The following is a 26,471-nucleotide window of genomic DNA, read 5'->3' on the forward strand; positions in this document are numbered from 1 at the left end:
GCCACTGCCGTGCAGGTAACCGTTCCGGTGCCCGCGGCAGTGGCCTCCTCTCGTACGCGCGCTCGCAGCAGCGCTCGTACCAGCGCATGCACACGTTCACGCACCACGAGGAGTTGATGCAGATGACCGCAGAGGACGGCACGCGCCGCCGCGTACTGCTCAAGCTTTCCGGCGAGGCCTTCGCCGGAGGAGGCGGACTCGGCGTCGACCCCGACGTGGTCCACGCCATCGCCAGGGAGATCGGCACGGTCGTCCGCGGCGGTACCGAGGTCGCCATCGTGATCGGCGGCGGCAACTTCTTCCGGGGCGCGGAACTCCAGCAGCGCGGCATGGACCGGGCCCGCTCGGACTACATGGGCATGCTCGGCACCGTGATGAACTGCCTCGCCCTGCAGGACTTCCTGATGAAGGAGGGCATCGAGACCCGGGTCCAGACCGCCATCACCATGGGCCAGGTCGCCGAGCCCTACCTGCCGCTGCGGGCGGTGCGCCACCTGGAGAAGGGGCGCGTCGTGATCTTCGGCGCAGGCATGGGGATGCCGTACTTCTCCACCGACACGACGGCGGTGCAGCGCGCCCTGGAGATCCATGCCGAGGTGCTGCTGATGGGCAAGAACGGGGTCGACGGGGTCTACGACTCCGACCCCAGGACCAACCCGGGCGCGTTGAAGTTCGACAGCCTGGAATACTCCGAGGTGATCACGCGTGATCTCAAGGTCGCAGACCTCACCGCGATCACTCTCTGCAAGGACAACGACCTGCCGATCCTGGTGTTCGAACTGCTGGCCGAGGGCAATATCGCCCGGGCGGTGCGCGGTGAGAAGATCGGCACGTTGATCAACGGGGCGACGGAACGGGACTGATCCCGGTCGGCCGGCCCTCGCCGGTACCGGCAGGGGGATGGACAAGCGGCCGGACGTCCGCGAACGTGCCCGGTAGCAGCGGTACGAGCGGTAGTGGCAGTGCCCGCACAGCAGGAGTCGAGACCGGGTAGCACCGGACAGGAGCACATTGTGATCGAAGAGACCCTCCTCGAGGCCGAGGAGAAGATGGAGAAGGCCGTCGCCGTCGCGAAGGACGACTTCGCCGCGATCCGTACCGGCCGGGCCCACCCCGCGATGTTCAACAAGATCGTGGCCGAGTACTACGGCGCGGTGACCCCGATCAACCAGCTGGCGTCCTTCTCGGTGCCCGAGCCCCGGATGGCGGTCGTCTCGCCCTTCGACAAGACCTCGCTGCGGGTCATCGAGGAGGCCATCCGCAACTCGGATCTGGGCGTCAACCCCTCGAATGACGGTTCCATCATCCGGGTGGTGTTCCCGCAGCTGACCGAGGAGCGCCGCCGGGAGTACATCAAGGTCGCCCGCAGCAAGGGCGAGGACGCCAAGATTTCCATCCGCGCGGTGCGCCGCAAGGCCAAGGAGATCCTGGACAAGCTGAACAAGGACGGCGAGGCGGGCGAGGACGAGGTCCGCCGCGCCGAGAAGGAGCTCGAGGACGTCACCGCGCGCTATGTGGCGCAGGTGGACGAGCTGCTGAAGCACAAGGAAGCCGAGCTCCTCGAGGTCTGATGAACGACGACTCCTTTTGGGGGCCCACCTCTGGTGACAGGGGTGCCGAGGCCCGAGCGCAGCAGGGCCCCGGAACGCCACCGGGAGGACCGGTCCCGCCCTCGTGGGCGGGACCGGCGTTCGACCCTTCGCAGCAGCAGTACCCGCTGCACGGCACGGACGACTCGGCGCAGACCCAGTACCTGCCGCCGGTCGTGGCCGGCGTCGGACCCGAGCGGTCCGGTCAGCCGGAGCCCGGGCACGAGTCGGCGCCGCGGCTGAGCGGACCGCTGTTCCGCGACGACGTACCGCCGCCGCAGCCCGAGGCGGCGGCGGAGCAGACGGCGATACTCCCGCCGATCACCGACGGGCCGCCGATGGCCGGCCCGCCGATGGCCGCTGCGGCGATGGCCGGCCCGCCGAACGGCGGCGTACCGAACTTCGGCGCGCCCAATCCCGGGCCCGCCAACCCAGGGCCCACCAACCCGGGCGCCCCGAACCAGGCCGGCCCGCCCGCGGCGCCGAAGGCGCCGAAGGGCGGACGCAACCTCCGGGCGGCGGTCGGCGTCGGCCTCGGCCTCGGCGCGGTCGTGGTGGCCTCGCTGATCGTCTTCAAGTGGCTGTTCGTGATCGTCGTCGCGGCGGTCGTGGTCGTCGGCATGTGGGAGCTGACCAGTCGGCTGGCGGAGAGCAAGGGGATCAGCGTCCCACTGCCCCCGCTGGCCGTCGGCGGCGTCGCCATGCTGGCCTCCGCCTACCTCGGCGGCCCCGAGGCGGGGCTGGTCGCGCTGGCGCTGACCAGCCTGGCCGTACTGGTGTGGCGGATGAGCGAGCCGCCGGAGAACTACCTCAGGGACGTCACGGCGGGCATCTTCACCGCCTTCTACGTGCCGTTCCTGGCCACCTTCGTGATGCTGATGCTGGCTGCGCACGACGGCCCGCAGCGGGTGGTGCTGTTCATGGTGCTGACCGTGTGCAGCGACACCGGCGCCTATGCGGCCGGCTCGCGCTTCGGCAAGCACAAGCTCGCGCCCCGGATCAGCCCCGGCAAGACCCGCGAGGGCCTGGCCGGCGGGGTGCTGCTGTGCATGCTGGCCGGCGCGCTGGGCATGCAGTACCTGATCAAGGACGGTTCCTGGTGGCAGGGCCTGGTCCTCGGCGCCTGCGTGGCCGTCAGCGCCACCCTGGGCGACCTGGGCGAGTCGATGATCAAGCGCGACCTCGGCATCAAGGACATGGGGACGCTGCTGCCGGGCCACGGCGGCATCATGGACCGGCTGGACTCGCTGCTGCCCACGGCCCCGGTGGTGTGGCTGGTCCTGGTCGGCTTCGTCGGCGCCGGCTGACCCTTCTCCGCAGGCCGCAGGCCCCGCGTCGCCCAGCCGGGCGGCCGGGGCCTTCGTCATGCCCCTCATCCCGACCTGTCGAGCACGGTGCCGCGACCTGCGACACTGGAGGAACTATGCCTACCACCCCCGGTGAACTCACCTTTGTCGCGCCGCGGGGCGCCAAGCCCCCGCGCCACCTCGCCGACCTCAGCGCCGACGAGCGCCGCGGAGCGGTGGCCGAACTGGGCGAGAAGCCCTTCCGTGCCGACCAGCTCTCCCGCCAGTACTTCTCCCGCCTCTCGGACTCCCCGCAGGACTGGACCGACATCCCGGCAGCCGCGCGCGAGCGGCTGGCCGAGAACCTGCTGCCGGAGCTGATGACCAAGGTCCGCGACGTCTCCTGCGACGACGACACCACCCGCAAGACGCTGTGGAAGCTGTTCGACGGCGTCCTGGTCGAGTCGGTGCTGATGCGTTACCCGGACCGGGTCACCATGTGCATCAGCTCGCAGGCCGGATGCGGGATGAACTGCCCGTTCTGCGCGACCGGCCAGGCCGGCCTGACCCGCAACCTGTCCACCGCCGAGATCGTCGAGCAGATCGCCGCCGGGATGCGGGCGATCAAGGCCGGGGAGTTCGGCGGGACCGCCGAGGGCGAGGAGGGCGCGGTCCGGCTCAGCAATGTCGTCTTCATGGGGATGGGCGAGCCGCTGGCCAACTACAAGCGGGTGATCGCCGCCATCCGCCGGCTCACCGACCCGGCCCCCTCCGGCTTCGGGCTGTCCCAGCGCGGCATCACCGTCTCCACCGTCGGCCTGGTCCCGGCCATGAACCGGCTGGCGGACGAGGGCTTCAGCGTCCGGCTCGCGGTCTCGCTGCACGCCCCCGACGACGAGCTGCGCGACACCCTGGTCCCGGTCAACACCCGCTGGAAGGTCGCCGAGGTCCTGGACTCCGCGTGGAACTACGCGGAGCAGTCCGGCCGCCGGATCTCCATCGAGTACGCCCTGATCAAGGACATCAACGACCAGGCCTGGCGGGCCGACCTGCTGGGCCGGATGCTGAAGAACCACCGGGTGCACGTCAACCTGATCCCGCTGAACCCGACGCCCGGCTCCAAGTGGACCGCCTCGCGTCCGGAGGACGAGCGCGAGTTCGTCCGGCAGCTGCAGCGGCACGGGGTCCCGGTCACCGTCCGGGACACCCGCGGCCAGGAGATCGACGGCGCCTGCGGCCAGCTGGCCGCGGCCGGCTGAGCCGACCGGGGCAGGGGCAGCCGGGTCGTTCGGCCAACTGGGTCGGCCGTCGGGTCAACCGGGTCGTCCGGTCAACCGGGTCGTTCGGTCAACTGGAGAGCGCGGCGGCCAGTGCCGCCGCGCCGCCGCCGGCGGCCAGCGCCACCAGCGTGGCCATCCCGCCGCGCAGCGCCGCGCACTGCCGGAGCAGTGCGCCGGGTGCGCCCATCCGGGTCAGCGGCGAGTAGGAGCGGCGGCGGGAGACGCTCAGTTCGGCCATCCGGGTGAGCAGCGCACCGAGGACGCACAGCACGATCAGCGCGCCCTCGACGGTGAGCAGCGGGCCCGGCGACAGTCCGAGCCGGTCGGCCGCGACCGCGCCGGCGGTCAGGGTGACGATCAGCACCGCGATCGGGGTCCCCAGCTGCCAGGCCCCGGCCTGCAGCCCGCGCCCGGCCAGCAGCCGTACCGGGTGGGGGTGGCGCCAGGCCAGCGCCATGCCGGTGGCGTAGAGCAGCGCGGGCATGGCCAGACCCAGGCCGACCAGCGCCAGCGCGCCGCCGAGCAGCGCGGTGGTGGTGGCACCGCGCCGTACCGCCGCGAGCTCGACCAGCGTTCCGAACAGCGGCACCAGCACCGCCGCGACCAGGTACAGCACCGAGGGGCGGCGCTGGGTGACATCGCCCTCGTCCGGCGGCCGGAGCAGCGCCGGACGGACGGCGGCGGCCGCGGCGAGGCCGCCGACCAGCGGCACGGTCGAGAGCAGGGTCGCCGTTCCGGCGATCGGCAGGCCGTTCCTGGCGCCGAGGGCGGGGTCGAGCCGTCCGTCCGGCAGCAGTTCCAGCAGATGGGCCCGGAGCACCAGGAAGCCGAGCAGCCCCAGCACCGCGCCGCCGACGCAGGCCAGCGCGATCTCGACGGCGAGCAGCACCCGCAGCCGGCGCTGGCCGAATCCGGCCGCCAGCAGCCCGGCCACCCGTTCCGGCTGCTGCAGCGGGGCCGACCGGGCCCAGGCCGCGGCCAGGTAGCCGACGCCGGCCAGCGGCGGCAGGCACCAGAGCAGCCGGGCCGCGACGGCCGAGGGCAGCGGTCCGGCCGGGTGCGTCCCGGGGCCGGGGTGGCCGATCGGGACCGGCGGCACGGTCAGCGCCCAGCCGAGCGCGCGCAGCAGCAGCGCGGCGACGGCGGCCGAGGCCACGGCGGTGAGCAGCCAGCGGCAGAGGTCGACCGGGCGGTAGCCGCGGGCTAGACGGAGGTAGGGGAACAACGGTCCGCGTCTTCCTCGGGCGTCGGCGGGGCGGTGGTCGGCGGAGCGATGGTGTTCGGGGCCACCGGCTCGACGGGCGGCTGGGCGGAGGCGGCCTGTACGGCGGCCGCCGCAGCAGCAGCTTCCGCCGCAGCGGCTTCAACCGCGGCAGCTTCAACCGCGGCGGCCTGTACGGCGGCGGCGCGCGCGGCGGCCCGGGCGGCTGCCTGAGCCGCAGCGGCCAGCCCCGTCGGGGCCTGCGCGCTCGACGACTGCAGGGCCCGGGCCTCCCGTGCCTGCCGGGCGCCTACCGGGGTGGCCAGCCTGCCGTCGGACATCGCCGCGATCCGGTCGGCGTAGTCCGCGACCTGCGGGTCGTTGGTGGCCAGCACCAGGGTGATCCGGTGCGAGCGCGAGGCGGCGACCAGTATCCGCATCACCTGGTCCTGGGCGTCGCGGTGCAGTGGGGCGGTCGGCTCGTCGGCGAAGACCACCAGCGGGCCGTGGGCCAGGGCGCGGGCGACGGCCACCCGCTGGCGCTGGTCCTGCCGCAGCTCGGCCGGGCGCTGCCGGGCCTGGTCGGCGATGTCCAGCCGCTCCAGCCACTCGTTGGCGGCGACCACCGCCTCCTTGCGGGTCGCACCGGCCAGCAGTGGGGCGAGGGCGACGTTCTCGGCGGCCGTGAGTTCGGGGACCAGCTGCGGCTCGGGGCCGACGTAGCCGAAGCGCTCGCGTCGCAGCCGCTCCCGGGCGGCCCGCCCGAGGGTGTGCACGGGGGAGCTGTTGAACCAGATCTCGCCCTGGTCGGCACTGGTCAGCCCGCTGAGGCAGTCGAGCAGGGTGGTCTTGCCACTGCCGCGCGGACCGGTGACGGCGAGGACCTCGCCCTCCCGGACACCGAGGGAGACGCCGCGCAGCGCGGGGGTGCCCTGGTGGGCCTTCACCAGTGCCCGTGCCCACAGCACGTCGTTGTCCGGTGGGGCGACGGTCACTGGGGTCCTCCCGCTCTTGGTGCTGCTTCCGAAGGTAGAACGAGTCATCCGCTGTGCAGTTGCGCCACGCTGTCGGAAGCCGAAACACCGCTGGGCGGCTGCGACCGTGAGGTCGGCAGCCGCCCAGCGGCGGGGTGGGACGGGTGGGACGGGTGGGACGGACCTACATCCGGCTCCACGCCTCGGTGAGCACCGTGCGCAGGATCTGCTCGATCTCGTCGAACGTGCCCTGGTCGGCGATCAGCGGCGGGGAGAGCTGGATGACCGGGTCGCCACGGTCGTCGGCGCGGCAGTACAGGCCGTTCTCGAAGAGCGCCTTCGAGACGTAGCCGTAGAGGATGCGCTCGCACTCCTCGTCGCTGAAGGACTCCTTGGTGGCCTTGTCCTTGACGAGCTCGATCCCGTAGAAGAAGCCGTTGCCGCGGACGTCGCCGACGATCGGCAGGTCGAGCAGCTTCTCCAGGGTGGAGCGGAAGGCGTCCTCGTTGGTGAGGACGTGCTTGTTCAGGCCCTCGCGCTCGAAGATGTCCAGGTTGGCCAGCGCCACGGCGGAGGAGACCGGGTGGCCGCCGAAGGTGTAGCCGTGGAGGAAGGTGTTGTCACCCTTGTAGAACGGCTCGGCGATCCGGTCGGAGATGATCGCCGCACCGATCGGGGAGTAGCCCGAGGTCATGCCCTTGGCGCAGGTGATGATGTCGGGGATGTAGTCGAACTTGTCGCAGGCGAACATCGTGCCCAGGCGGCCGAAGGCGCAGATGGTCTCGTCCGAGACGAGCAGCACGTTGTACTGGTCGCAGATCTCGCGGACCCGCTGGAAGTACCCGGGCGGCGGCGGGAAGCAGCCACCGGCGTTCTGCACCGGCTCCAGGAAGACGGCGGCGACGGTCTCCGGGCCCTCGAACAGGATCTCCTGCTCGATCTGGTCGGCGCACCAGCGGCCGTAGGCCACCGGGTCGTCGCCGAAGAGCGGGGCGCGGTAGATGTTGGTGTTCGGGACCTTGTGGGCGCCCGGAACCAGCGGCTCGAACGGGGCCTTGAGGGCCGGCAGGCCGGTGATCGACAGGGCGCCCTGCGGGGTGCCGTGGTAGGCCACCGCGCGGGAGATCACCTTGTACTTGGTGTGCTCACCGGTCAGCTTGAAGTACTGCTTGGCCAGCTTCCACGCGGTCTCGACGGCCTCGCCGCCACCGGTGGTGAAGAAGACCTTGTTGAGGTCGCCGGGGGCGTAGGACGCCAGACGCTCGGCGAGCTCGACGGCGGCGGGGTGCGCGTAGCTCCAGATCGGGAAGAACGCGAGCTTCTCGGCCTGCTTGCGGGCCACCTCGGCCAGCTCGGCGCGGCCGTGTCCGGCCTGCACCACGAACAGGCCGGCCAGGCCGTCGAGGTACTTGCGACCGTTGGAGTCCCAGATGTAGGCGCCCTCACCACGGACGATCGTGGGAACGGGGTTGTTCTCGTACGAGGACATCCGGGTGAAGTGCATCCACAGATGGTCGTAGGCGGTCTTCGACAGGTCGCTAGAACCCGTACTCTTCGTGGCCGGATCGGCGCTCATCGGGTACCCCAGGTGTAGGTCTGTTTCCGTAGCTTCAGATAAACGAAGCTTTCGGTCCTCCGCACGCCGGGAAGCGCGCGGATACGCTTATTGATCAGTTCGAGGAGGTGCTCGTCGTCCTCGCAGACCAGTTCGGCCATCAGGTCGAACGACCCTGCGGTGACGACGACGTAGTCCACCTCGTCCATGGCGGCCAACGCGTCCGCGACGCCGTCGATGTCGCCCTCGACGGTGATGCCCACCATCGCCTGTCGGGAGAAGCCGACGGTCAGCGGATCCGTCACCGCGACGATCTGCATGACACCCTGGTCGAGCAGCTTCTGGACGCGCTGGCGGACCGCTGCCTCGGACAGGCCCACGGCCTTGCCGATGCTGGCGTACGGTCGCCTGCCATCCTCCTGCAGCTGCTCGATGATCGCCTTTGAGACGGAGTCGAGAGGAACGCTGCCGTTCCGGTCACGGTTGGCCACGGAGGCCACCTTGCCCTATCGATCGCCCGTTCGCAAGGGAATCCGTCGAAGATGCCGACGAAGAGAACTGATTCCATCGTTGTTACTGCTCAGGTCTGCCGATAACCGCAGGCAGAGAGCTAGGCTGGGTCCGACCGGGCACGCCGGAGTGCACGATTCAAGGAGAGGTCACCGTGAGCGAGCTTCACACGCTGCGCAACTACATCAACGGCGCGTTCACCGACGCGGCCGACGGCCGTACCACCGAGGTCATCGACCCGACCACCGGTGAGGTGTACGCCACCGCCCCGCTCTCCGCCGAGGCCGACGTCGACGCGGCGATGGCCGCCGCGGCCGCGGCTTTCGAGCTGTGGCGGGACACCACCCCCTCGCAGCGCCAGCTCGCCCTGCTCCGGATCGCCGACGCGGTCGAGGCCCGGGGTGAGGAGCTCGTCGCGGTCGAGTCCCGCAACACCGGCAAGCCCCTGGCGCTGACCGCGTCCGAGGAGATCCCGCCGATGGTGGACCAGATCCGCTTCTTCGCCGGTGCCGCCCGGATGCTGGAGGGCAAGTCCGGCGCGGAGTACATGGAGGGCATGACCTCCTTCATCCGCCGCGAGCCGGTCGGCGTCTGCGCCCAGGTCGCCCCCTGGAACTACCCGATGATGATGGCGGTGTGGAAGTTCGCCCCCGCCATCGCGGCCGGCAACACCGTCGTGCTCAAGCCCTCCGACACCACCCCGGCCTCGACCGTGCTGCTCGCCGAGATCATCGGTGGCGTCTTCGAGGAGCTCGGCCTGCCGACCGGCGTCTTCAACGTCGTCTGCGGCGACCGCGAGACCGGCCGGCTGATGGTCGAGCACGAGACCCCGGCGATGGCCTCCATCACCGGCTCGGTCCGGGCCGGCATGCAGGTCGCCGCGTCCGCCGCCAAGGACGTCAAGCGCGTTCACCTGGAGCTGGGCGGCAAGGCCCCGGTCGTGGTCTTCGGCGACGCCGACATCGCCAGTGCGGTCGAGGGCATCTCCGTGGCCGGCTTCTTCAACGCCGGCCAGGACTGTACGGCCGCCACCCGGGTGCTGGTCCACGAGTCCATCCACGACGAGTTCGTGGTCGCGCTGGCCAAGGCCGCCGCCGAGATCAAGACCGGCCTGCCGGACGACGAGGACGTGCTCTACGGGCCCGTCAACAACGCCAACCAGCTCGCCCACGTGGCCGGCTTCATCGAGCGGCTGCCCGCCCACGCCAAGGTGGAGACCGGCGGCCACCGCGTCGGCGAGGTCGGCTACTTCTACGCCCCGACCGTGGTCTCCGGCCTGAAGCAGGACGACGAGATCATCCAGAACGAGGTCTTCGGCCCGGTCATCACCGTGCAGAAGTTCTCCGACGAGGCCGAGGCCGTCGCCAACGCCAACGGTGTGGAGTTCGCCCTCGCCTCCTCGGTGTGGACCAAGGACCACGGCCGGGCGATGCGCCTGGCGAAGAAGCTGGACTTCGGCTGCGTGTGGATCAACACCCACATCCCGCTGGTCGCCGAGATGCCCCACGGCGGCTTCAAGAAGTCCGGCTACGGCAAGGACCTCTCCGCCTACGGCTTCGAGGACTACACCCGGATCAAGCACGTCATGACGTCGCTGGAAGGCTGACCCTGGAAGGCTGACGCCTCGGCAGCAGGGCCCGGACGCAATGCGTCCGGGCCCTGCTGCCGTCCCGCGTCGCTGCTACCCCACGTCCCAGAGGAAGCGGTGGGTGTGGATGCCGAAGTACGGGAAGTTCTCGACCCGGGTGACCCCGTCGATCGGCCGCACCACGTCGTTGATGAAGTCCAGCAGCTCGCGCGGCTGGTGGCAGACCACCTCGGCGAACAGGTCGAAGCCGCCCGAGGTCAGCACGCTGTAGACGACCTCCTCGCGCCGGCCGAGCACATCCGCGACCGCGCGGGCGTCGCCGTCGACCGCGATGCCGAGCAGCGCCATCGCCTGTCCGCCCATGGCCATCGGGTCGGTCACGCCGACCACCTGCACCACCCGGCTGTCGACCAGCCGCTGCAGCCGCTGGCGCGCGGCGGAGGGGGAGAGGCCCACCTTGGGGCCCAGGTCGGCGTAGGGGATGCGGCCGTCGGTCTGCAGTTCGCGCAGGATGGCCCGGTCGATGTCGTCCACGCTGCCAGTCTTCCCTACCCGGCAGTCTTCCCTACCCGACCAACTCGGCCAGGGCCTCGGCGAAGACGGCGGTGTGGGTGTCCACATCGGCCTCGGTGGTGGCCGGGCACATCAGCGCCATGTTGTGGAACGGCGTCATCAGGATGGACCGGTTGGCCATGAAGAGGTGGAGGAAGTCCTCCAGCTCGCCGTCCGCGCTCGCGGCGGACTCGGTGCCGTTGCGCGGCGCGGGGTCGGCGAAGCGGTACTCGGTGCGGGCGCCGAGCCGGCTGACGGACCAGGGCAGCCCGTGCTTGGCGACGCCGTCGCGGACGCCCGCCTCGAAGCGCTCGGACAGCGCGCACATCCCGGCGAAGGCCGCGTCGGTGAGGACGTGCTCCAGGGTGGCCCGCATCGCGGCCACCGACAGCGCGTTGCCGGCCAGGGTGCCGCCGACGCCGCCCATGTCGATCAGGTCGAGGTCGGTCCGGCCGAGCAGCCGTTCGGACAGCTCGGCCGAGAGGCCGTAGCCGCCGGCCGGGATCCCGCCGCCGATGGCCTTGCCGATGGTGAGGATGTCCGGCGTCAGCCCCCAGGCGGCGGTCGCGCCGCCGGGTCCGGCCGAGAAGGTGTGGGTCTCGTCGTTGATCAGCAGAGTGCCGTGACGCCGGGTCAGCTCCCGGACGCCGTCCAGGTAGCCGGGCTCGGGCAGGACGATGCCGATATTGGTGAGCGCCGGCTCCATCAGCACCGCTGCGACGTCGCCGTGGGCGAGCTGGCGCGCCAGTCCGTCCAGGTCGTTGAACTCGGCGACCCGGCTGGTCAGGGTCACGTCGCAGGGCGCGCCGACATTGCCGGGACGGCTCTCGCCCTCGCCGTCGGGGCCGACGACGATCAGCGACTCGTCCACGCTGCCGTGGTAGCTGTAGCTGTTGACCAGGATCTTGGAGCGCCCGGTGACGGCGCGGGCCAGCCGGATCGCCCAGCGGTTGGCGTCGGTCGCGGTCAGTGAGAAGGACCAGCGGGGCAGCCCGAAGCGGCGGGTCAGCTCGGCGCCGACCCACTCGGCGTCCTCGGTCGGCAGCATCGCGGTCGCCCCGCCGCGTACCCGGTAGCGCTGCTCGATCGCCTCGGCGACGACCTCGGGGGAGTGGCCGGCCATGGCGCCGGTGTCGCCGAGGCAGAAGTCGACGTACTCGTGCCCGTCGAGGTCGCTCACCCGGGCCCCGCGCGCGCCGTCGAGGTAGAGCGGGAAGCCGCCGGCGCTCTTGTTCATCCAGGTCATCGGCACCCGGCCGAAGAGGTGCTCGGCGCGCTGGTAGGCCGCCTGCGAGCGCGGGTTGCGGGCGGCGCTCGCGGCGGTCTCCCGGGCGAGCAGGTCGGCGAGTCGGGCGCGGTCGACGGATGCGGGCATGGCGAACCTCCTGTAGGGCCGGTTCACCGACCGTACAGTTGATTCGAGCGTTCGGGCAATGGATGGCACTCGAATCGAGTGCCGTCCCATGCGGAACTAGCGCCGCACCGCGTCCAGGGCCAGCAGCGCGACATGCAGCGACAGACAGGACTCGACCTGGTCGAGGTCCACCCCCAGTACCCGCTCCACCTTGTGCAGCCGGTCGTAGAAGGACGGACGGGAGAGGTGCGCCGCGTCCGCCGCCGCCGACTTGTTGCGGCCCTGCTCCAGGTAGATCCGCAGCATCTGGATCAGCTGGCTGTTGTGCTCGGCGTCGTAGGCCAGCAGCGGACCCAGCTCCCGCTCCACGTAGGTCTGCAGCCTGGCGTCGTCCCGCAGCAGGTGCAGCAGGCCGCGCAGCCGGACGTCCGGCAGCCGGTAGTAGGAGGCCGAACGGGCGCCCGAGGGCGGGGCGTCGTGCAGTGCGGCGTCGGCCACCTGGGTCGCCTCCACCAGCGTCCGCCGGGCGTCGCGCACCGAGCCGACCGAGGAGCCGACCGCGATCACCGGCTCCGCCCCCTCCGCCTCCAGCACCAGCCGGCGCAGCGAGGAGGCGAAGCCCTCCAGCGAGGTGTGCTCGTCGTCGCGCGGGCCGAGCGAGACCAGCAGCCCCACCGCCTCGTCGTCCAGTGCGCCGACCAGCGCGGTCAGCCGCTTCTCGCGGACGGCCGCCGCCGCCGTCTCGGTGAAGTCCCGCAGCCGGGCCTGCGCCTCCAGCGCGGCCGGCACCGGTCCGCGCCGCTGCCGCAGCACCACGCCCACCAGCCGCCGCCCCTCCAGCGGGACGCCGAGCGCGGTCGCCCGCAACGCCACCTCGGAGACGGTCAGCCCATGGGTGAGGATGCCGGACAGCAGCGTCCGGTGGGTCTGCCGCTCCAGGCTCTCCCGGTCCCGCACCAGCAGCCGGTTCAGCGCCAGCGTCGCCGCCGCCCGCTCCAGCAGCATGGTGTGCCGGTGCGAGACGGTCGCCTGGACGGCGTCCTCCTGCGCCGAGTGCGGCGCGCCGACCAGCACCAGCCGCCCCCAGTCGTGACCGCGCGCCCCCACCTGGGTCACCAGCCAGCCGGTCCGCGGGTCGTGCCCGGTGCGGCCGGTCGGCCTGACCCCGCGCGAACGCGACTCCCAGCCGCTCAGCAGTACCTGGGCGCTCTGCCCTGCCGTGTCATAGGCCAGCACCTGGTGCGACAGGTTCTCCAGCACCACCGGCGCCGCCGCCATCCGGGAGACCTGCTGCACCACCTCGACCGGCTCCGCGCCCTCCACCGCCAGCTCGTTGAAGATCTGATGGATCTCCTCCGACGAGCGCAGCTCCTCCAGCTGCGCGTTCACCACCAGCGCGTGCACCGCCTCGGTCACCGCGACGAAGCGCAGCTCGCGCCGGAGCACGATCAGCGGCAGTCCGCGCTGCTCGGCCGCGTGCACCAGGGCCCGCGGCAGGTTGTCGAAGTAGCGCCGGCCGAACTCCACCACCAGCCCGGCCGCTCCCACCTCGGCCAGCTCCCGCACGTACCGGGCCAGCCCCTCGCGGTCCTCCGGCAGCGCGATGCCGGTGGTCAGGATCAGCTCCCCGCCCTGGAGCACGTCCGCCACGTCCGACAGCTCGCTGACGTGCACCCAGCGCACGGTCCGCTCCAGGTGCTCCTTGCCGGCGACGACCTCGGGCAGACCGCGGCTGACCACTTCCAGGTCCAGGACACGGGCGAGAGTGGGGAACAAGGGGGCCTCCAGAACGGCGAACGTACCCCTTCATGGTGTCAGGTCAGGATGACTTCCGGGCAACGAGGTGTCATCCGCGACCTCCCGGCGCTTCCGCTATCAGTGTGTAATGCTGGAAGCGATCTGCCTTACGCCCCGTTGCTTGCTCGAATCGGGCGGTCAGGGGCATCGTCGCAGGGTGGGCACGCTGCCCCCGCTGCGCCGTCCCGACCGGGCGCCCCGGTGGAGCACTGAGGCACCGCATGACCGACGCACCGCACTGACGCACCGCCGTACCGCTTCCGCCGTACCGGCCGTACCGCGCGCCTGGAGGAACACATGGACCAGTCCATCGTCGGCACCCGCTTCGACGCGGGGGCCCAGTTTGTCGGCGGGGAGCTGCGCGAAGGCACGGCCGAGAACACCTTCGACGTCACCAACCCGGCCGACGGCAGCCTGGTGCAGCGGGTTCGGCTGGCCTCGACCGGCGACGTCGACGCCGCCGTGGCCGCCGCCCGCGACGCCTTCCCGGAGTGGTCGGCGGCGACCCCCGGCACCCGCGCCGAGGCGCTGAACAAGCTGGCCGGCATCCTGGCCGAGCAGGCCGAGGACCTGGCCCGGGTGGAGAGCGCGCAGACCGGCAAGCCGATCCGGCTCACCACCGAGTTCGACGTACCGGGCACGGTCGACAACACCGCCTTCTTCGCCGGTGCCGCGCGCAACCTGGAGGGCAAGGCCACCGGTGAGTACTCCGGCGACCACACCTCCTCGATCCGCCGCGAGGCGATCGGCGTCGTCGGCTCGATCTCGCCGTGGAACTACCCGCTGCAGATGGCCGCCTGGAAGATCCTCCCGGCCGTCGCGGCCGGCAACACCATCGTCCTCAAGCCGGCCGAGCTGACCCCGCTGACCTCGCTGATGTTCGCCCAGGCCTGCACGGCGGCGGGCATCCCGGACGGTGTCGTCAACGTCATCACCGGCTCCGGCCGCAGCGCCGGCGAGCACCTGATCGGCCACCCCGACGTCTCGATGGTCTCCTTCACCGGCTCCACCGGGGTCGGCATCCGGGTCGGCGAGGTCGCCGTCCAGACCGTCAAGCGGACCCACCTGGAGCTCGGCGGCAAGGCTCCGTTCGTGGTCTTCGACGACGCCGACCTCGACGCCGCCGTCAACGGCGCGGTCGCCGGCTCGCTGATCAACACCGGCCAGGACTGCACCGCCGCCACCCGCGCCTACGTCCAGCGCCCGCTGTTCGACGCCTTCGTGGCCGGCGTCGCCGAGCTCTTCGACCAGGTCCGCCTCGGCGACCCGTTCAACCCGCAGACCGACCTCGGCCCGCTGGTCTCCCTGCGGCAGCGCGACAGCGTCGCCGGCTTCGTCGAGCGCGCGCGCGGCTACGGCGCCACCATCGCGGCCGGCGGCTACGCCCCGGAGAAGGGCCACGACGGCACCGACCTCACCCTCGGCGCCTTCTACCGCCCGACGCTGATCACCGGCATCGCCCAGGACGCCGAGGTGGTCCAGAGCGAGATCTTCGGCCCGGTGCTGGTCGTGCTGCCCTTCGACAGCGACGAGGAGGGCCTCCGCCTCGCCAACGACACCCCCTACGGCCTGGCCGCCTCCGCCTGGACCCGCGACGTCTACCGTTCGCTGCGCGCCACCCGCGAGATCAAGGCCGGCTGCGTCTGGGTCAACGACCACATCCCGATCATCAGTGACATGCCCCATGGCGGCTACAAGGCCTCCGGCTACGGCAAGGACATGTCGCAGTACGCGTTCGACGAGTACACGCAGGTGAAGCACGTGATGCAGGACATCACCGCGATCGCCCGCAAGGACTGGCACCGCACGATCTTCGGCGACCGCTGAGGCCGACAGCACCGGCGATCCCGACCCGGCCGCGCGTCCTCGCGCGGCCGGCGCATCCCCCTCCACAGCGCCTGAGGGCGCATCAGAAAGCAGTGAGAGTTATGGAATCGGCCCATTCCCTTGCCGACGTCCAGTACACCTCCTTCTGGCTGGCCGACCCTGGCCGGCCGGAAGCCCTGCCCTCGTTGACCGGTGACACCAGCTGCGACCTGCTGGTCGTCGGCGGCGGCTACACCGGGCTGTGGACGGCGCTGGTCGCCAAGGAGCGCGACCCTGCCCGCGACGTGGTGCTGCTGGAAGGCCACGAGGTCGGCTGGGCCGCCTCCGGCCGCAACGGCGGCTTCTGCGCCGCCAGCCTCACCCACGGCTTCTTCAACGGCTACGAGCGCTGGCCGAACGAGCTGCGCACGCTGGAGCGGCTCGGCCACGAGAACCTCCAGGCCATCGAGGACGCGATCAAGCGCTACAACATCGACTGCGACTGGGAGCGCACCGGCGAACTCGACGTCGCGACCGAGCCCTACCAGGTCGAGGAGCTCCGCGAGGGCGCGGCGCTGATGGCCGAGTACGGCTCCAACGCCGAATTCCTGGACACCGAGGCGATCCGGGCGGAGGTGAACTCGCCGACCTTCCTCGCCGGACTCTGGGACAAGGACGGCGTGGCCATGGTCCACCCGGCCAAGCTCGCCTGGGGCCTGAAGCAGGCCTGTCTGGAGCTGGGCGTGCGGATCTACGAGCACACCCAGGCCACCGACCTCGCCGAGAGCGGCGCCGGCATGGCCGTCCGCACCCCTTACGGCCGGGTCTTCGCCCAGCACGTCGCGCTCGGCACCAACATCTTCCCCAACCTGGTGAAGCGGGTCCGGCCGTTCCTCGCCCCGGTCTACGACTTCGCACTGATGACCGAGCCGCTGACGGAGGAGCAGCTCGACGCCATCGGCTGGAAGAACCGCCAGGGCCTCGGCGACTGCGCCAACCAGTTCCACTACTTCCGGATCTCCGCCGACAACCGCATCCTCTGGGGCGGCTACGACGCGATCTACCACTTCGGCGGCAAGGTCCGCGCCGAGTACGACCACCGCCCGGAGACCTACGAGAAGCTCGCCGAGCACTTCTTCACGGCCTTCCCGCAGCTCAAGGGCATCAAGTTCACCCACGCCTGGGGCGGGGCGATCGACACCTGCAGCCGCTTCTCGGCGTTCTTCGGCACCGCCCACAAGGGCAGGGTCTCCTACGCGGTCGGCTACACCGGCCTCGGCGTCGGCGCCACCCGCTTCGGCGCGGAGGTCATGCTGGACCTGCTCTCCGGCCGGAAGACCGAGCGTACCGAGCTGGAGATGGTCAAGAGCAAGCCGCTGCCCTTCCCGCCCGAGCCGGTGAAGTGGGCCGGTATCGGCATCACCAAGTGGTCGCTGGACCGCGCCGACCACAACCAGGGCAAGCGCAACCTGTGGCTGAAGGCCATGGACGCGCTCGGCCTCGGCTTCGACAGCTGATCCGCTGATCCGCTGATCCGTTTCCGTCCTGCGGATGGCGTCCTGCGGAGGACGGCGCGCGGCGTGCACCCATTAGCGGGTGCACGCCGCTTTCGCATCCGTACGCTCCTTCTCACCCCCGTGAATCCGCCCCCGGATGAGGATGTTGCCGACACCGGCGTAAGAGTCGGGCGGCAACCCGCTCTCTCTTGTTGGCACCAGCTCCACTACCGGGTGCCGCACGAGGGATGTGGAGGGCGGAAGCTATGGGAATCATGGACGCGAGAGGGGCGGTCGCCTGGCTCGTGGCCGCCGCACCCGACCCGGAGGCCTGCCGCTGGGAGTGGGAGCGCAGCACCTCGGGGATCGCGCTGCTCCCGGCCGGACAGCTGTGGGACGTGCTGATCGTGCCGGGTGAGCTGGGCCGGCTGACGGCCGACGTGCTGCTGCGGCTGACGGCCGAGCCCGGACCGGTGCTGGCGGACTTCGGCGACTTCCGGTTCGGCTTCTTCGTCCCGCCGGGAACGGCGGCGCACTGGGTCGCCACCGGGGTCCGCACCGCCGGGGCCGGGACCTGGCTGGCCGTCCCCTATCCGGGGCGCAGCGGGCGCGGGCTGCGCTGGCTGGTGCCCCCGGACGGCAGCGGGACGCTCACCGATCCGGTCGTCCTCGAACTGGCGATGCACGAGGCAGCGGTGCTGCTGGTGAGCGGCACCGACGAGGTGTAAGGGCAAATCGCCAGGACCCGACAGCTTGCCGATTGAGAGGGGCTCGGCCACGCCACAGAATGGGTACAGCGCGGCACCCGCTCTGTGACCCTGTGTGCCTCGCACGACCTCGGAGGCACACGTTGAGCAAGCACATCACCCACTGGATCGGCGGCAAGCAGGTCGCCACCGCGGGCGACGCCCCGCGTCGCGGTGACATCTTCGACCCGGCGACCGGCAAGGTCAGCGGCCAGGTCGACTTCGCGACCATCGCCGAGGTCGATGCCGCTGTCAGTGCCGCCGTCGGCGCGTTCGCCGGCTGGCGCAACGCCTCCCTGGCCAAGCGCACCACGGTGCTCTTCAACTTCCGCGAGCTGCTGAACTCCCGCAAGGACGAGCTCGCCTCGATCATCGTCGCCGAGCACGGCAAGGTGCACTCCGACGCCCTCGGTGAGATCGCCCGCGGCCAGGAGGTCGTCGAGTACGCCTGCGGCATCCCGCAGCTGCTCAAGGGCGGCTTCACCGAGCAGGCCTCGACCGGCGTCGACGTCTACTCGATCCGCCAGGCCCTCGGCCCGGTCGCGATCATCTCGCCGTTCAACTTCCCGGCGATGGTCCCGATGTGGTTCTTCCCGATCGCCATCGCGGCCGGCAACACCGTCATCCTCAAGCCCTCCGAGAAGGACCCGTCGACGGCGAACTTCCTCGCCGAGCTGTGGAAGGAAGCCGGCCTCCCGGACGGCGTCTTCAACGTCGTCCACGGTGACAAGGTCTCCGTCGACCGGCTGCTGGAGCACCCGGACGTCAAGTCCGTCTCCTTCGTCGGCTCCACGCCGATCGCCCGCTACGTCTACGAGACCGGCACCCGCTACGGCAAGCGTGTCCAGGCGCTGGGCGGCGCCAAGAACCACATGCTGGTCCTCCCGGACGCGGACCTGGAGCTGGTCGCGGACTCCGCGATCAACGCCGGCTTCGGTGCGGCCGGCGAGCGCTGCATGGCCGTGTCCGTCCTGGTCGCCGTCGACACCATCGCCGACGAGCTGGTCGAGAAGATCAAGGACCGGATGGCCACCCTCAAGGTCGGCCCCGGCTGCAACGGCGAGTCGGACATGGGCCCGCTGGTCACCGGCGTCCACCGCGACAAGGTCACCTCCTACCTGGAGTCCGGTGTCGCCGACGGCGCCGAGCTGGCCGTCGACGGCCGCAAGCACCCGATCACCGCCGCCGACAAGAACGGCGCCGAGACCACCGACGGCTTCTGGCTCGGCCCGACGCTGTTCGACCACGTCAAGCCCGGCATGTCGGTCTACAACGACGAGATCTTCGGCCCGGTCCTGTCGGTCGTCCGGGTCGCCTCGTACGACGAGGGCCTGGAGCTGATCAACAGCAACCCCTACGGCAACGGCACCGCGATCTTCACCAACGACGGCGGCGCGGCCCGGCGCTTCCAGAGCGAGGTCGAGGTCGGCATGGTCGGCATCAACGTGCCGATCCCGGTCCCGGTCGCCTACTACTCCTTCGGCGGCTGGAAGGCCTCGCTCTTCGGCGACAGCCACGCCTACGGCGCGGACGGCGTCCACTTCTTCACCCGCAGCAAGGCCGTGACGTCCCGCTGGCTCGACCCGAGCCACGGCGGCATCAACCTGGGCTTCCCCACCAACTCCTGATCCACGCGGACCCGGCCCGGCCACGACACCTCGTCGTCGCCGGGCCGGACCCGTATCCGGAACGTGATGCCAGCACGAGCTGCCGGAACGAGCTGCCAGAACGTGTTGAACGAACGAGCGTCACGCTCCTAGCGTGGACGCATGCCCAACCAGCGCCCGGAGAACCGGTCAGGACTGCTGCGCCGCGCGGCGTCGCTCTTCCAGCGGCAGGGCTATCACGCCGGCGGGTTGAACGAACTGCTGATCGACAGGGACTTCCCCGGCGGGAAGGAGCAGCTGGCCGTGGAGGCCGTGCTGCTGACCGCCGCCGAACTGGGTGCGCAGATGACCGAGGTACTCGACCGGGCGGCAGACCCGGTGGCCGGCGTCGTCACCCTGGGAGCCCTCTTCGCCCGCCCGCTCGCCGAATCCGGCTACCAGGGCGGGAGCACGATATCGACCATCGCCCTGCAGCTGACCGCAGACCATCCGGAGATCCGTACGGCCTGCGCACGTGCTTATGCGGACTGGCTCGGCATCCTCGACCGGCGATTCCGGTCCTGGGGAGTGCCGGCGGGGGAGTCGGCCGCGTTGGCGGAGGTGGTCCTCTCGGGCATCGAGGGGGCACTCGTCCTGGCCAAGGTGCGCCGCGACTGCGCCCCGATCCACCAGGTCACCGCCCGTCTGGGCGCACTGGTGGCAGCCTGGTTTGACTCTCCTCGCGGGGACGCGTAGTGTCCTGCGAGTTGCCCTGCGGAGCCGTGGTGGCGACCAATCCCCTGAACATCCCGTACGGTCTTCTTTGTCGTGCGATTTTCCGGGAATTGCGCGGAATTCGCGTCACTGACGAGAAACCGCTAGAGTTTCACTCGTCGGAACGGGCCGGAAACGGCGCGGGAAGACGGAGCAGGAACTGGCGAAACAGACTGGTGAAACGGTCTGCTAAGCTAAACAACGAAGAACGAACGAAGCGCTCGGAGAGACCGGTGAAAGGGTCTTGAAGAAAGCGTCCGTTCCTTGAGAACTCAACAGCGTGCCAAAAGTCAACGCCAAATGTTGATACCCCGTCCGGCCACATCATGTGGACGGTCGAGGTTCCTTTGGGAAAAACTGTAGTAAACACTAGCGAGGACGCAGTGCACGGGATCGGCTATTCCGCCGGTCGCTGTGCCGCTCAACGCGGGTGCTGTTCCGATTACGGAATGACATTCACGGAGAGTTTGATCCTGGCTCAGGACGAACGCTGGCGGCGTGCTTAACACATGCAAGTCGAACGGTGAAGCCCTTCGGGGTGGATCAGTGGCGAACGGGTGAGTAACACGTGGGCAATCTGCCCTGCATTCTGGGACAAGCCTTGGAAACGAGGTCTAATACCGGATACGACGCATCCCCGCATGGGGTGTGCGTGGAAAGCTCCGGCGATGCAGGATGAGCCCGCGGCCTATCAGCTTGTTGGTGGGGTAATGGCCTACCAAGGCGACGACGGGTAGCCGGCCTGAGAGGGCGACCGGCCACACTGGGACTGAGACACGGCCCAGACTCCTACGGGAGGCAGCAGTGGGGAATATTGCACAATGGGCGAAAGCCTGATGCAGCGACGCCGCGTGAGGGATGACGGCCTTCGGGTTGTAAACCTCTTTCAGCAGGGAAGAAGCGCAAGTGACGGTACCTGCAGAAGAAGCACCGGCTAACTACGTGCCAGCAGCCGCGGTAATACGTAGGGTGCGAGCGTTGTCCGGAATTATTGGGCGTAAAGAGCTCGTAGGCGGCTTGTCACGTCGGATGTGAAAGCCCGGGGCTTAACTCCGGGTCTGCATTCGATACGGGCAGGCTAGAGTGTGGTAGGGGAGATCGGAATTCCTGGTGTAGCGGTGAAATGCGCAGATATCAGGAGGAACACCGGTGGCGAAGGCGGATCTCTGGGCCATTACTGACGCTGAGGAGCGAAAGCGTGGGGAGCGAACAGGATTAGATACCCTGGTAGTCCACGCCGTAAACGTTGGGAACTAGGTGTGGGTCACATTCCACGTGGTCCGCGCCGCAGCTAACGCATTAAGTTCCCCGCCTGGGGAGTACGGCCGCAAGGCTAAAACTCAAAGGAATTGACGGGGGCCCGCACAAGCAGCGGAGCATGTGGCTTAATTCGACGCAACGCGAAGAACCTTACCAAGGCTTGACATATACCGGAAACGGCCAGAGATGGTCGCCCCCTTGTGGTCGGTATACAGGTGGTGCATGGTTGTCGTCAGCTCGTGTCGTGAGATGTTGGGTTAAGTCCCGCAACGAGCGCAACCCTCGTTCTGTGTTGCCAGCGAGTAATGTCGGGGACTCACAGGAGACTGCCGGGGTCAACTCGGAGGAAGGTGGGGACGACGTCAAATCATCATGCCCCTTATGTCTTGGGCTGCACACGTGCTACAATGGCCGGTACAATGAGCTGCGATACCGCGAGGTGGAGCGAATCTCAAAAAGCCGGTCTCAGTTCGGATTGGGGTCTGCAACTCGACCCCATGAAGTCGGAGTTGCTAGTAATCGCAGATCAGCATTGCTGCGGTGAATACGTTCCCGGGCCTTGTACACACCGCCCGTCACGTCACGAAAGTCGGTAACACCCGAAGCCGGTGGCCTAACCCGCAAGGGAAGGAGCTGTCGAAGGTGGGACCAGCGATTGGGACGAAGTCGTAACAAGGTAGCCGTACCGGAAGGTGCGGCTGGATCACCTCCTTTCTAAGGAGCTCTTCTCCCGGCTTCGGTCGGGCAGAGGGCCAGTACACCGGCGACTGTCCGGTGCTGGTTCGCTCATGGGTGGAACGTTGACTATTCGGCGCGATCATCGTCATGGACACGAGTACTGCTTCGGCGTGGAAAGTTCTGTGGGTGTTGGTCGGGTCGGGCACGTTGTTGGGTCCTGAGGGCACGGCCGCAAGGTCTGTCTTCGGTACGCCGGCCCCAGTGAACTTTATGCCGTTGTGGTGTGGGGGTGATGGGTGGCTGGTCGTTGCTTGAGAACTGCACAGTGGACGCGAGCATCTGTGGCCAAGTTTTTAAGGGCGCACGGTGGATGCCTTGGCACTAGGAACCGATGAAGGACGTGGGAGGCCGCGATAGGCCCCGGGGAGCTGTCAACCGAGCTTTGATCCGGGGGTGTCCGAATGGGGAAACCCGGCAGTCGTCATGGGCTGTCACCCGCTGCTGAACACATAGGCAGTGTGGAGGGAACGCGGGGAAGTGAAACATCTCAGTACCCGCAGGAAGAGAAAACAACCGTGATTCCGAGAGTAGTGGCGAGCGAAATCGGATGAGGCTAAACCGTAGTGGTGTGATACCCGGCAGGGGTTGCCATTGCGGGGTCGTGGGAAAATTCTTGATCGGTCTGCCGGCCGGTCGGAGAGTCAGAAACCGTATGGGTAGTCGAAGGACATGCGAAAGGTCCGGCGTAGAGGGTAAGACCCCCGTAGACGAAACCTGTACGGCTCTCTTGAGTTTCTCCCAAGTAGCACGGAGCCCGAGAAATTCCGTGTGAATCTGGCGGGACCACCCGCTAAGCCTAAATATTCCCTAGTGACCGATAGCGGACAGTACCGTGAGGGAATGGTGAAAAGTACCGCGGGAGCGGAGTGAAATAGTACCTGAAACCGTGTGCCTACAAGCCGTGGGAGCGTCGCAGCGTGTGCTTGCACATAGCTGTCGTGACTGCGTGCCTTTTGAAGAATGAGCCTGCGAGTTTGCGGTGTGTTGCGAGGTTAACCCGTGTGGGGTAGCCGTAGCGAAAGCGAGTCCGAATAGGGCGGTTTAGTAGCGCGCCCAAGACCCGAAGCGGAGTGATCTAGCCATGGGCAGGTTGAAGCGCGGGTAAGACCGTGTGGAGGACCGAACCCACCAGGGTTGAAAACCTGGGGGATGACCTGTGGTTAGGGGTGAAAGGCCAATCAAACTCCGTGATAGCTGGTTCTCCCCGAAATGCATTTAGGTGCAGCGTCGCGTGTTTCTTGCCGGAGGTAGAGCACTGGATAGGCGATGGGCCCCACCGGGTTACTGACCTTAGCCAAACTCCGAATGCCGGTAAGTGAGAGCGCGGCAGTGAGACTGTGGGGGATAAGCTCCATGGTCGAGAGGGAAACAGCCCAGAACACCGGCTAAGGCCCCTAAGCGTGTGCTAAGTGGGAAAGGATGTGGAGTCGCAGAGACAACCAGGAGGTTGGCTTAGAAGCAGCCACCCTTTAAAGAGTGCGTAATAGCTCACTGGTCAAGTGATTCCGCGCCGACAATGTAGCGGGGCTCAAGTACACCGCCGAAGCCGTGTCATTGCAGCTTAACTCCTAACGGGGGCTGTGATGGGTAGGGGAGCGTCGTGTGCCGGGTGAAGCGGCGGCGGAAGCCAGTCGTGGACGGTATACGAGTGAGAATGCAGGCATGAGTAGCGATACAAGAGTGGGAAACTCTTGCGCCGATTGACCAAGGGTTCCTGGGTCAAGCTGATCTGCCCAGGGTAAGTCGGGACCTAAGGCGAGGCCGACAGGCGTAGTCGATGGACAACGGGTTGATATTCCCGTACCCGCTTTGAAGCGCCAACGTCGAACCTCTGAATGCTAAAGCCGTGAAGCCGTCTCGGATCCTTCGGGTGATGAGGAGTGGTGGAGCCGCTGACCCAACAGGGTAGTAGGTGAGCGATGGGGTGACGCAGGAAGGTAGTCCAGCCCGGGCGGTGGTAGTCCCGGGGTAAGGGTGTAGGGCGTTGTGTAGGCAAATCCGCACAACATGAGCCTGAGACCTGATGCCGAGCCGATTGTGGTGAAGTGGATGATCCTATGCTGTCGAGAAAAGCCTCTAGCGAGTTTCATGGCGGCCCGTACCCCAAACCGACTCAGGTGGTCAGGTAGAGAATACCGAGGCGTTCGGGTGAACTATGGTTAAGGAACTCGGCAAAATGCCCCCGTAACTTCGGGAGAAGGGGGGCCGGAACTGGTGACGAGTCTTGCACTCCGAGCTGGGGCCGGCCGCAGAGACCAGCGAGAAGCGACTGTTTACTAAAAACACAGGTCCGTGCGAAGCCGTAAGGCGATGTATACGGACTGACGCCTGCCCGGTGCTGGAACGTTAAGGGGACCGGTTAGTTCTGTTTCGACGGAGCGAAGCTGAGAACTTAAGCGCCAGTAAACGGCGGTGGTAACTATAACCATCCTAAGGTAGCGAAATTCCTTGTCGGGTAAGTTCCGACCTGCACGAATGGCGTAACGACTTCTCGACTGTCTCAACCATAGGCCCGGTGAAATTGCATTACGAGTAAAGATGCTCGTTTCGCGCAGCAGGACGGAAAGACCCCGGGACCTTTACTATAGCTTGATATTGGTGTTCGGTTCGGCTTGTGTAGGATAGGTGGGAGACTGTGAAGCGGCCACGCCAGTGGTTGTGGAGTCGTCGTTGAAATACCACTCTGGTCGTGCTGGATGTCTAACCTGGGTCCGTGATCCGGATCAGGGACAGTGTCTGGTGGGTAGTTTAACTGGGGCGGTTGCCTCCTAAAATGTAACGGAGGCGCCCAAAGGTTCCCTCAGCCTGGTTGGCAATCAGGTGTTGAGTGTAAGTGCACAAGGGAGCTTGACTGTGAGACCGACGGGTCGAGCAGGTGCGAAAGCAGGGACTAGTGATCCGGCGGTGGCTTGTGGAAGCGCCGTCGCTCAACGGATAAAAGGTACCCCGGGGATAACAGGCTGATCTTCCCCAAGAGTCCATATCGACGGGATGGTTTGGCACCTCGATGTCGGCTCGTCGCATCCTGGGGCTGGAGTAGGTCCCAAGGGTTGGGCTGTTCGCCCATTAAAGCGGTACGCGAGCTGGGTTTAGAACGTCGTGAGACAGTTCGGTCCCTATCCGCTGCGCGCGCAGGAGTCTTGAGAAGGGCTGTCCCTAGTACGAGAGGACCGGGACGGACGAACCTCTGGTGTGCCAGTTGTCCTGCCAAGGGCATGGCTGGTTGGCTACGTTCGGGAGGGATAACCGCTGAAAGCATCTAAGCGGGAAGCCTGCTTCGAGATGAGGACTCCCACCACCATTGAGTGGGTAAGGCTCCCAGTAGACGACTGGGTTGATAGGCCGGATGTGGAAGCCCTGTGAGGGGTGGAGCTGACCGGTACTAATAGGCCGAGGGCTTGTCCATAGTTGCTACGCGTCCACTGTGTTGTTCTGAAGAAACGACCCCTGCTTCCGGCAGCGTGTTAGTCGATATCTTCATAGTGTTTCGGTGGTCATAGCGTGAGGGAAACGCCCGGTTACATCCCGAACCCGGAAGCTAAGCCTCACAGCGCCGATGGTACTGCAGGGGGGACCCTGTGGGAGAGTAGGACGCCGCCGAACAACCTTTATCGAAGAGCCCCCTGACCATAGGTCAGGGGGCTCTTCGGCATGTCCGGACTCAGATGGAGTCAGAGGGACTCAGACGGAGCGGACGAGGTTGTTCGTCCAGGTCTGTGCGTTGAGGACGGAGTCGCCGGCGTAGGTGAAGGTCAGGGTCTGCAGGCCGCGCTTCATGGGCTTGAGCGTCACCGTTGCCCGGCCGTGGGCGAGTTCGGCGGATCCGAGCAGCGTGCGACCGTCGTAGACGCGGATCCAGCCGGTCGGGGTGGTACCGGGAGCGGTCAGCACGAAGTTGAACCTGCCGTGGGCCAGATGGCTGACGTCCGGGATGCCGTTGCCTCGCGGGGACCAGCTGAGGTCGGGCCAGTTCTTGAGGACGTTGACGGTGATGGCGGAGTCGACCTGGATCACGCCCTCGGCGTCCACATAGGACATGAGGATGCTGTGGAGGCCGAGGCCGAGGCGGCTCGATGCGATGGAAATGCTTGCCTGGCCGTGGGCGTTCACGGCCGGTTGGCCGAGCAGGCTGCCGTTCTCGGCGGTGAAGACGATACGGCCGCTGGTGACGGCCCGCCCGGCGTCGCGCACGGTCTCCGTGTAGGTCTGCGACGAGCCGTAGAGGATGTTCGGGGCGACCGTGCCCGTGACGCTGTAGGCGGGGTTCGGGAAGGTGTCCGCCATTGCCGGCGGGGTTGAACAGGACAGCACGCCCACGACTGCGGCTGCCGAGACGGCTGCGGTAGCGAGCTTGGGGGACAGGGGCATCGACGGTCTCC

The 26,471-nt window shown here is 68.2% G+C and carries 17 protein-coding genes, 3 rRNA genes and 1 pseudogene; 13 read left to right on the forward strand and 8 right to left on the reverse strand.

What is annotated here, in order from left to right; translation table 11 throughout:
* The first annotated feature begins 116 nt into the window (after positions 1–116).
* The 4 genes from pyrH to rlmN all read left to right on the forward strand — a co-directional run bounded on the left by pyrH (position 117) and on the right by rlmN (position 4,134).
* The gene (gene pyrH / locus BS75_RS27515) at positions 117–863 is read left to right on the forward strand and encodes a UMP kinase (RefSeq protein ID WP_152645723.1); all 747 of its coding nucleotides are present in this window, start codon (positions 117–119) and stop codon (positions 861–863) included.
* Between the two features lie 150 nt (positions 864–1,013).
* Complete coding sequence (gene frr / locus BS75_RS27520; RefSeq protein ID WP_034090182.1) at positions 1,014–1,571, forward strand: ribosome recycling factor; 558 nt, start codon at positions 1,014–1,016, stop codon at positions 1,569–1,571.
* Positions 1,571–2,896, forward strand: coding sequence for a phosphatidate cytidylyltransferase (locus BS75_RS27525; RefSeq protein ID WP_081982615.1), 1,326 nt, complete (start codon positions 1,571–1,573; stop codon positions 2,894–2,896). Before frr ends, BS75_RS27525 begins: the two co-directional genes overlap by 1 nt.
* Positions 2,897–3,012: 116 nt before the next feature.
* Positions 3,013–4,134 carry a 23S rRNA (adenine(2503)-C(2))-methyltransferase RlmN gene (gene rlmN / locus BS75_RS27530; protein WP_034090183.1) on the forward strand — a complete coding sequence of 374 codons (1,122 nt, stop codon included), beginning with the start codon at positions 3,013–3,015 and terminating at the stop codon, positions 4,132–4,134.
* An 88-nt stretch (positions 4,135–4,222) separates the two neighbouring features.
* On the opposite strand, the gene BS75_RS27535 is transcribed toward rlmN, so the two are convergent.
* From BS75_RS27535 to BS75_RS27550, 4 genes and pseudogenes are all read right to left on the reverse strand, one after another.
* Entirely contained in the window at positions 4,223–5,380 is a 1,158-nt protein-coding gene (locus BS75_RS27535) for a hypothetical protein (RefSeq protein ID WP_034090184.1), read from the reverse strand.
* 287 nt (positions 5,381–5,667) lie between these two features.
* Positions 5,668–6,399: pseudogene (locus BS75_RS27540) on the reverse strand (ABC transporter ATP-binding protein); the annotation flags it as partial.
* A 115-nt stretch (positions 6,400–6,514) separates the two neighbouring features.
* Positions 6,515–7,906 carry an aspartate aminotransferase family protein gene (locus BS75_RS27545; protein WP_034090185.1) on the reverse strand — a complete coding sequence of 464 codons (1,392 nt, stop codon included), beginning with the start codon at positions 7,904–7,906 and terminating at the stop codon, positions 6,515–6,517.
* Positions 7,903–8,376, reverse strand: coding sequence for an Lrp/AsnC family transcriptional regulator (locus tag BS75_RS27550; protein WP_042437387.1), 474 nt, complete (start codon positions 8,374–8,376; stop codon positions 7,903–7,905). Before BS75_RS27550 ends, BS75_RS27545 begins: the two co-directional genes overlap by 4 nt.
* A gap of 173 nt (positions 8,377–8,549) precedes the next feature.
* On the opposite strand from BS75_RS27550, the gene BS75_RS27555 reads away from it, so the two are divergent.
* Positions 8,550–10,001, forward strand: coding sequence for a gamma-aminobutyraldehyde dehydrogenase (locus BS75_RS27555; RefSeq protein WP_034090187.1), 1,452 nt, complete (start codon positions 8,550–8,552; stop codon positions 9,999–10,001).
* Between the two features lie 75 nt (positions 10,002–10,076).
* Here BS75_RS27555 and BS75_RS27560 read toward each other — a convergent pair whose 3' ends face one another.
* From BS75_RS27560 to BS75_RS27570, 3 genes are all read right to left on the reverse strand, one after another.
* Positions 10,077–10,517 carry an Lrp/AsnC family transcriptional regulator gene (locus BS75_RS27560; protein WP_034090188.1) on the reverse strand — a complete coding sequence of 147 codons (441 nt, stop codon included), beginning with the start codon at positions 10,515–10,517 and terminating at the stop codon, positions 10,077–10,079.
* A gap of 31 nt (positions 10,518–10,548) precedes the next feature.
* Positions 10,549–11,910, reverse strand: coding sequence for a transaminase (locus BS75_RS27565; protein ID WP_034090189.1), 1,362 nt, complete (start codon positions 11,908–11,910; stop codon positions 10,549–10,551).
* Positions 11,911–12,006: 96 nt separating this feature from the next.
* Complete coding sequence (locus BS75_RS27570) at positions 12,007–13,665, reverse strand: PucR family transcriptional regulator (protein ID WP_034090190.1); 1,659 nt, start codon at positions 13,663–13,665, stop codon at positions 12,007–12,009.
* Positions 13,666–13,983: 318 nt separating this feature from the next.
* Between BS75_RS27570 and BS75_RS27575 the strand changes: the two genes are divergently transcribed.
* The 8 genes from BS75_RS27575 (at position 13,984) to rrf (ending at position 25,695) form a co-directional block, all read left to right on the forward strand.
* Positions 13,984–15,513 carry a gamma-aminobutyraldehyde dehydrogenase gene (locus BS75_RS27575; RefSeq protein WP_034090191.1) on the forward strand — a complete coding sequence of 510 codons (1,530 nt, stop codon included), beginning with the start codon at positions 13,984–13,986 and terminating at the stop codon, positions 15,511–15,513.
* Between the two features lie 101 nt (positions 15,514–15,614).
* The gene (locus BS75_RS27580; protein WP_034090192.1) at positions 15,615–17,009 is read left to right on the forward strand and encodes an NAD(P)/FAD-dependent oxidoreductase; all 1,395 of its coding nucleotides are present in this window, start codon (positions 15,615–15,617) and stop codon (positions 17,007–17,009) included.
* Positions 17,010–17,263: 254 nt separating this feature from the next.
* Positions 17,264–17,716, forward strand: coding sequence for a hypothetical protein (locus BS75_RS27585; RefSeq protein ID WP_408022557.1), 453 nt, complete (start codon positions 17,264–17,266; stop codon positions 17,714–17,716).
* Positions 17,717–17,838: 122 nt separating this feature from the next.
* Positions 17,839–19,362: a CoA-acylating methylmalonate-semialdehyde dehydrogenase gene (locus BS75_RS27590; protein WP_034090194.1), complete on the forward strand. Its 1,524-nt coding sequence runs from the start codon at positions 17,839–17,841 to the stop codon at positions 19,360–19,362.
* A gap of 141 nt (positions 19,363–19,503) precedes the next feature.
* Positions 19,504–20,076 carry a TetR/AcrR family transcriptional regulator gene (locus BS75_RS27595; RefSeq protein ID WP_034090195.1) on the forward strand — a complete coding sequence of 191 codons (573 nt, stop codon included), beginning with the start codon at positions 19,504–19,506 and terminating at the stop codon, positions 20,074–20,076.
* Positions 20,077–20,549: 473 nt separating this feature from the next.
* Positions 20,550–22,068 (forward strand): 16S ribosomal RNA (locus tag BS75_RS27600).
* Positions 22,069–22,375: 307 nt separating this feature from the next.
* Positions 22,376–25,498 (forward strand): 23S ribosomal RNA (locus tag BS75_RS27605).
* An 80-nt stretch (positions 25,499–25,578) separates the two neighbouring features.
* Positions 25,579–25,695: ribosomal RNA gene (gene rrf, locus BS75_RS27610) — 5S ribosomal RNA — on the forward strand.
* Together the 16S, 23S and 5S rRNA genes form the textbook arrangement of a ribosomal RNA operon.
* Before the next feature lie 78 nt (positions 25,696–25,773).
* Here the strand turns inward: rrf and BS75_RS27615 are convergent.
* Positions 25,774–26,460 carry an Ig-like domain repeat protein gene (locus tag BS75_RS27615; RefSeq protein WP_042440722.1) on the reverse strand — a complete coding sequence of 229 codons (687 nt, stop codon included), beginning with the start codon at positions 26,458–26,460 and terminating at the stop codon, positions 25,774–25,776.
* Positions 26,461–26,471 lie beyond the last annotated feature (11 nt).

The sequence above is a fragment of the Streptacidiphilus albus JL83 genome, from assembly GCF_000744705.1.
In the GTDB taxonomy this organism is placed as follows: Bacteria; Actinomycetota; Actinomycetes; order Streptomycetales; family Streptomycetaceae; genus Streptacidiphilus; species Streptacidiphilus albus.

Bases quoted from the DNA above. Each gene is read 5' to 3' on its own strand.
- BS75_RS27525 (WP_081982615.1), top strand. From the start codon at position 1,571: ATGAACGACGACTCCTTTTGGGGGCCCACCTCTGGTGACAGGGGTGCC.
- BS75_RS27575 (WP_034090191.1), top strand. From the start codon at position 13,984: ATGGACCAGTCCATCGTCGGCACCCGCTTCGACGCGGGGGCCCAGTTT.
- BS75_RS27545 (WP_034090185.1), bottom strand. From the start codon at position 7,906: ATGAGCGCCGATCCGGCCACGAAGAGTACGGGTTCTAGCGACCTGTCG.
- BS75_RS27595 (WP_034090195.1), top strand. From the start codon at position 19,504: ATGCCCAACCAGCGCCCGGAGAACCGGTCAGGACTGCTGCGCCGCGCG.
- BS75_RS27615 (WP_042440722.1), bottom strand. From the start codon at position 26,460: ATGCCCCTGTCCCCCAAGCTCGCTACCGCAGCCGTCTCGGCAGCCGCA.
- BS75_RS27585 (WP_408022557.1), top strand. From the start codon at position 17,264: ATGGACGCGAGAGGGGCGGTCGCCTGGCTCGTGGCCGCCGCACCCGAC.
- BS75_RS27580 (WP_034090192.1), top strand. From the start codon at position 15,615: ATGGAATCGGCCCATTCCCTTGCCGACGTCCAGTACACCTCCTTCTGG.
- rlmN (WP_034090183.1), top strand. From the start codon at position 3,013: ATGCCTACCACCCCCGGTGAACTCACCTTTGTCGCGCCGCGGGGCGCC.
- BS75_RS27565 (WP_034090189.1), bottom strand. From the start codon at position 11,910: ATGCCCGCATCCGTCGACCGCGCCCGACTCGCCGACCTGCTCGCCCGG.
- pyrH (WP_152645723.1), top strand. From the start codon at position 117: ATGCAGATGACCGCAGAGGACGGCACGCGCCGCCGCGTACTGCTCAAG.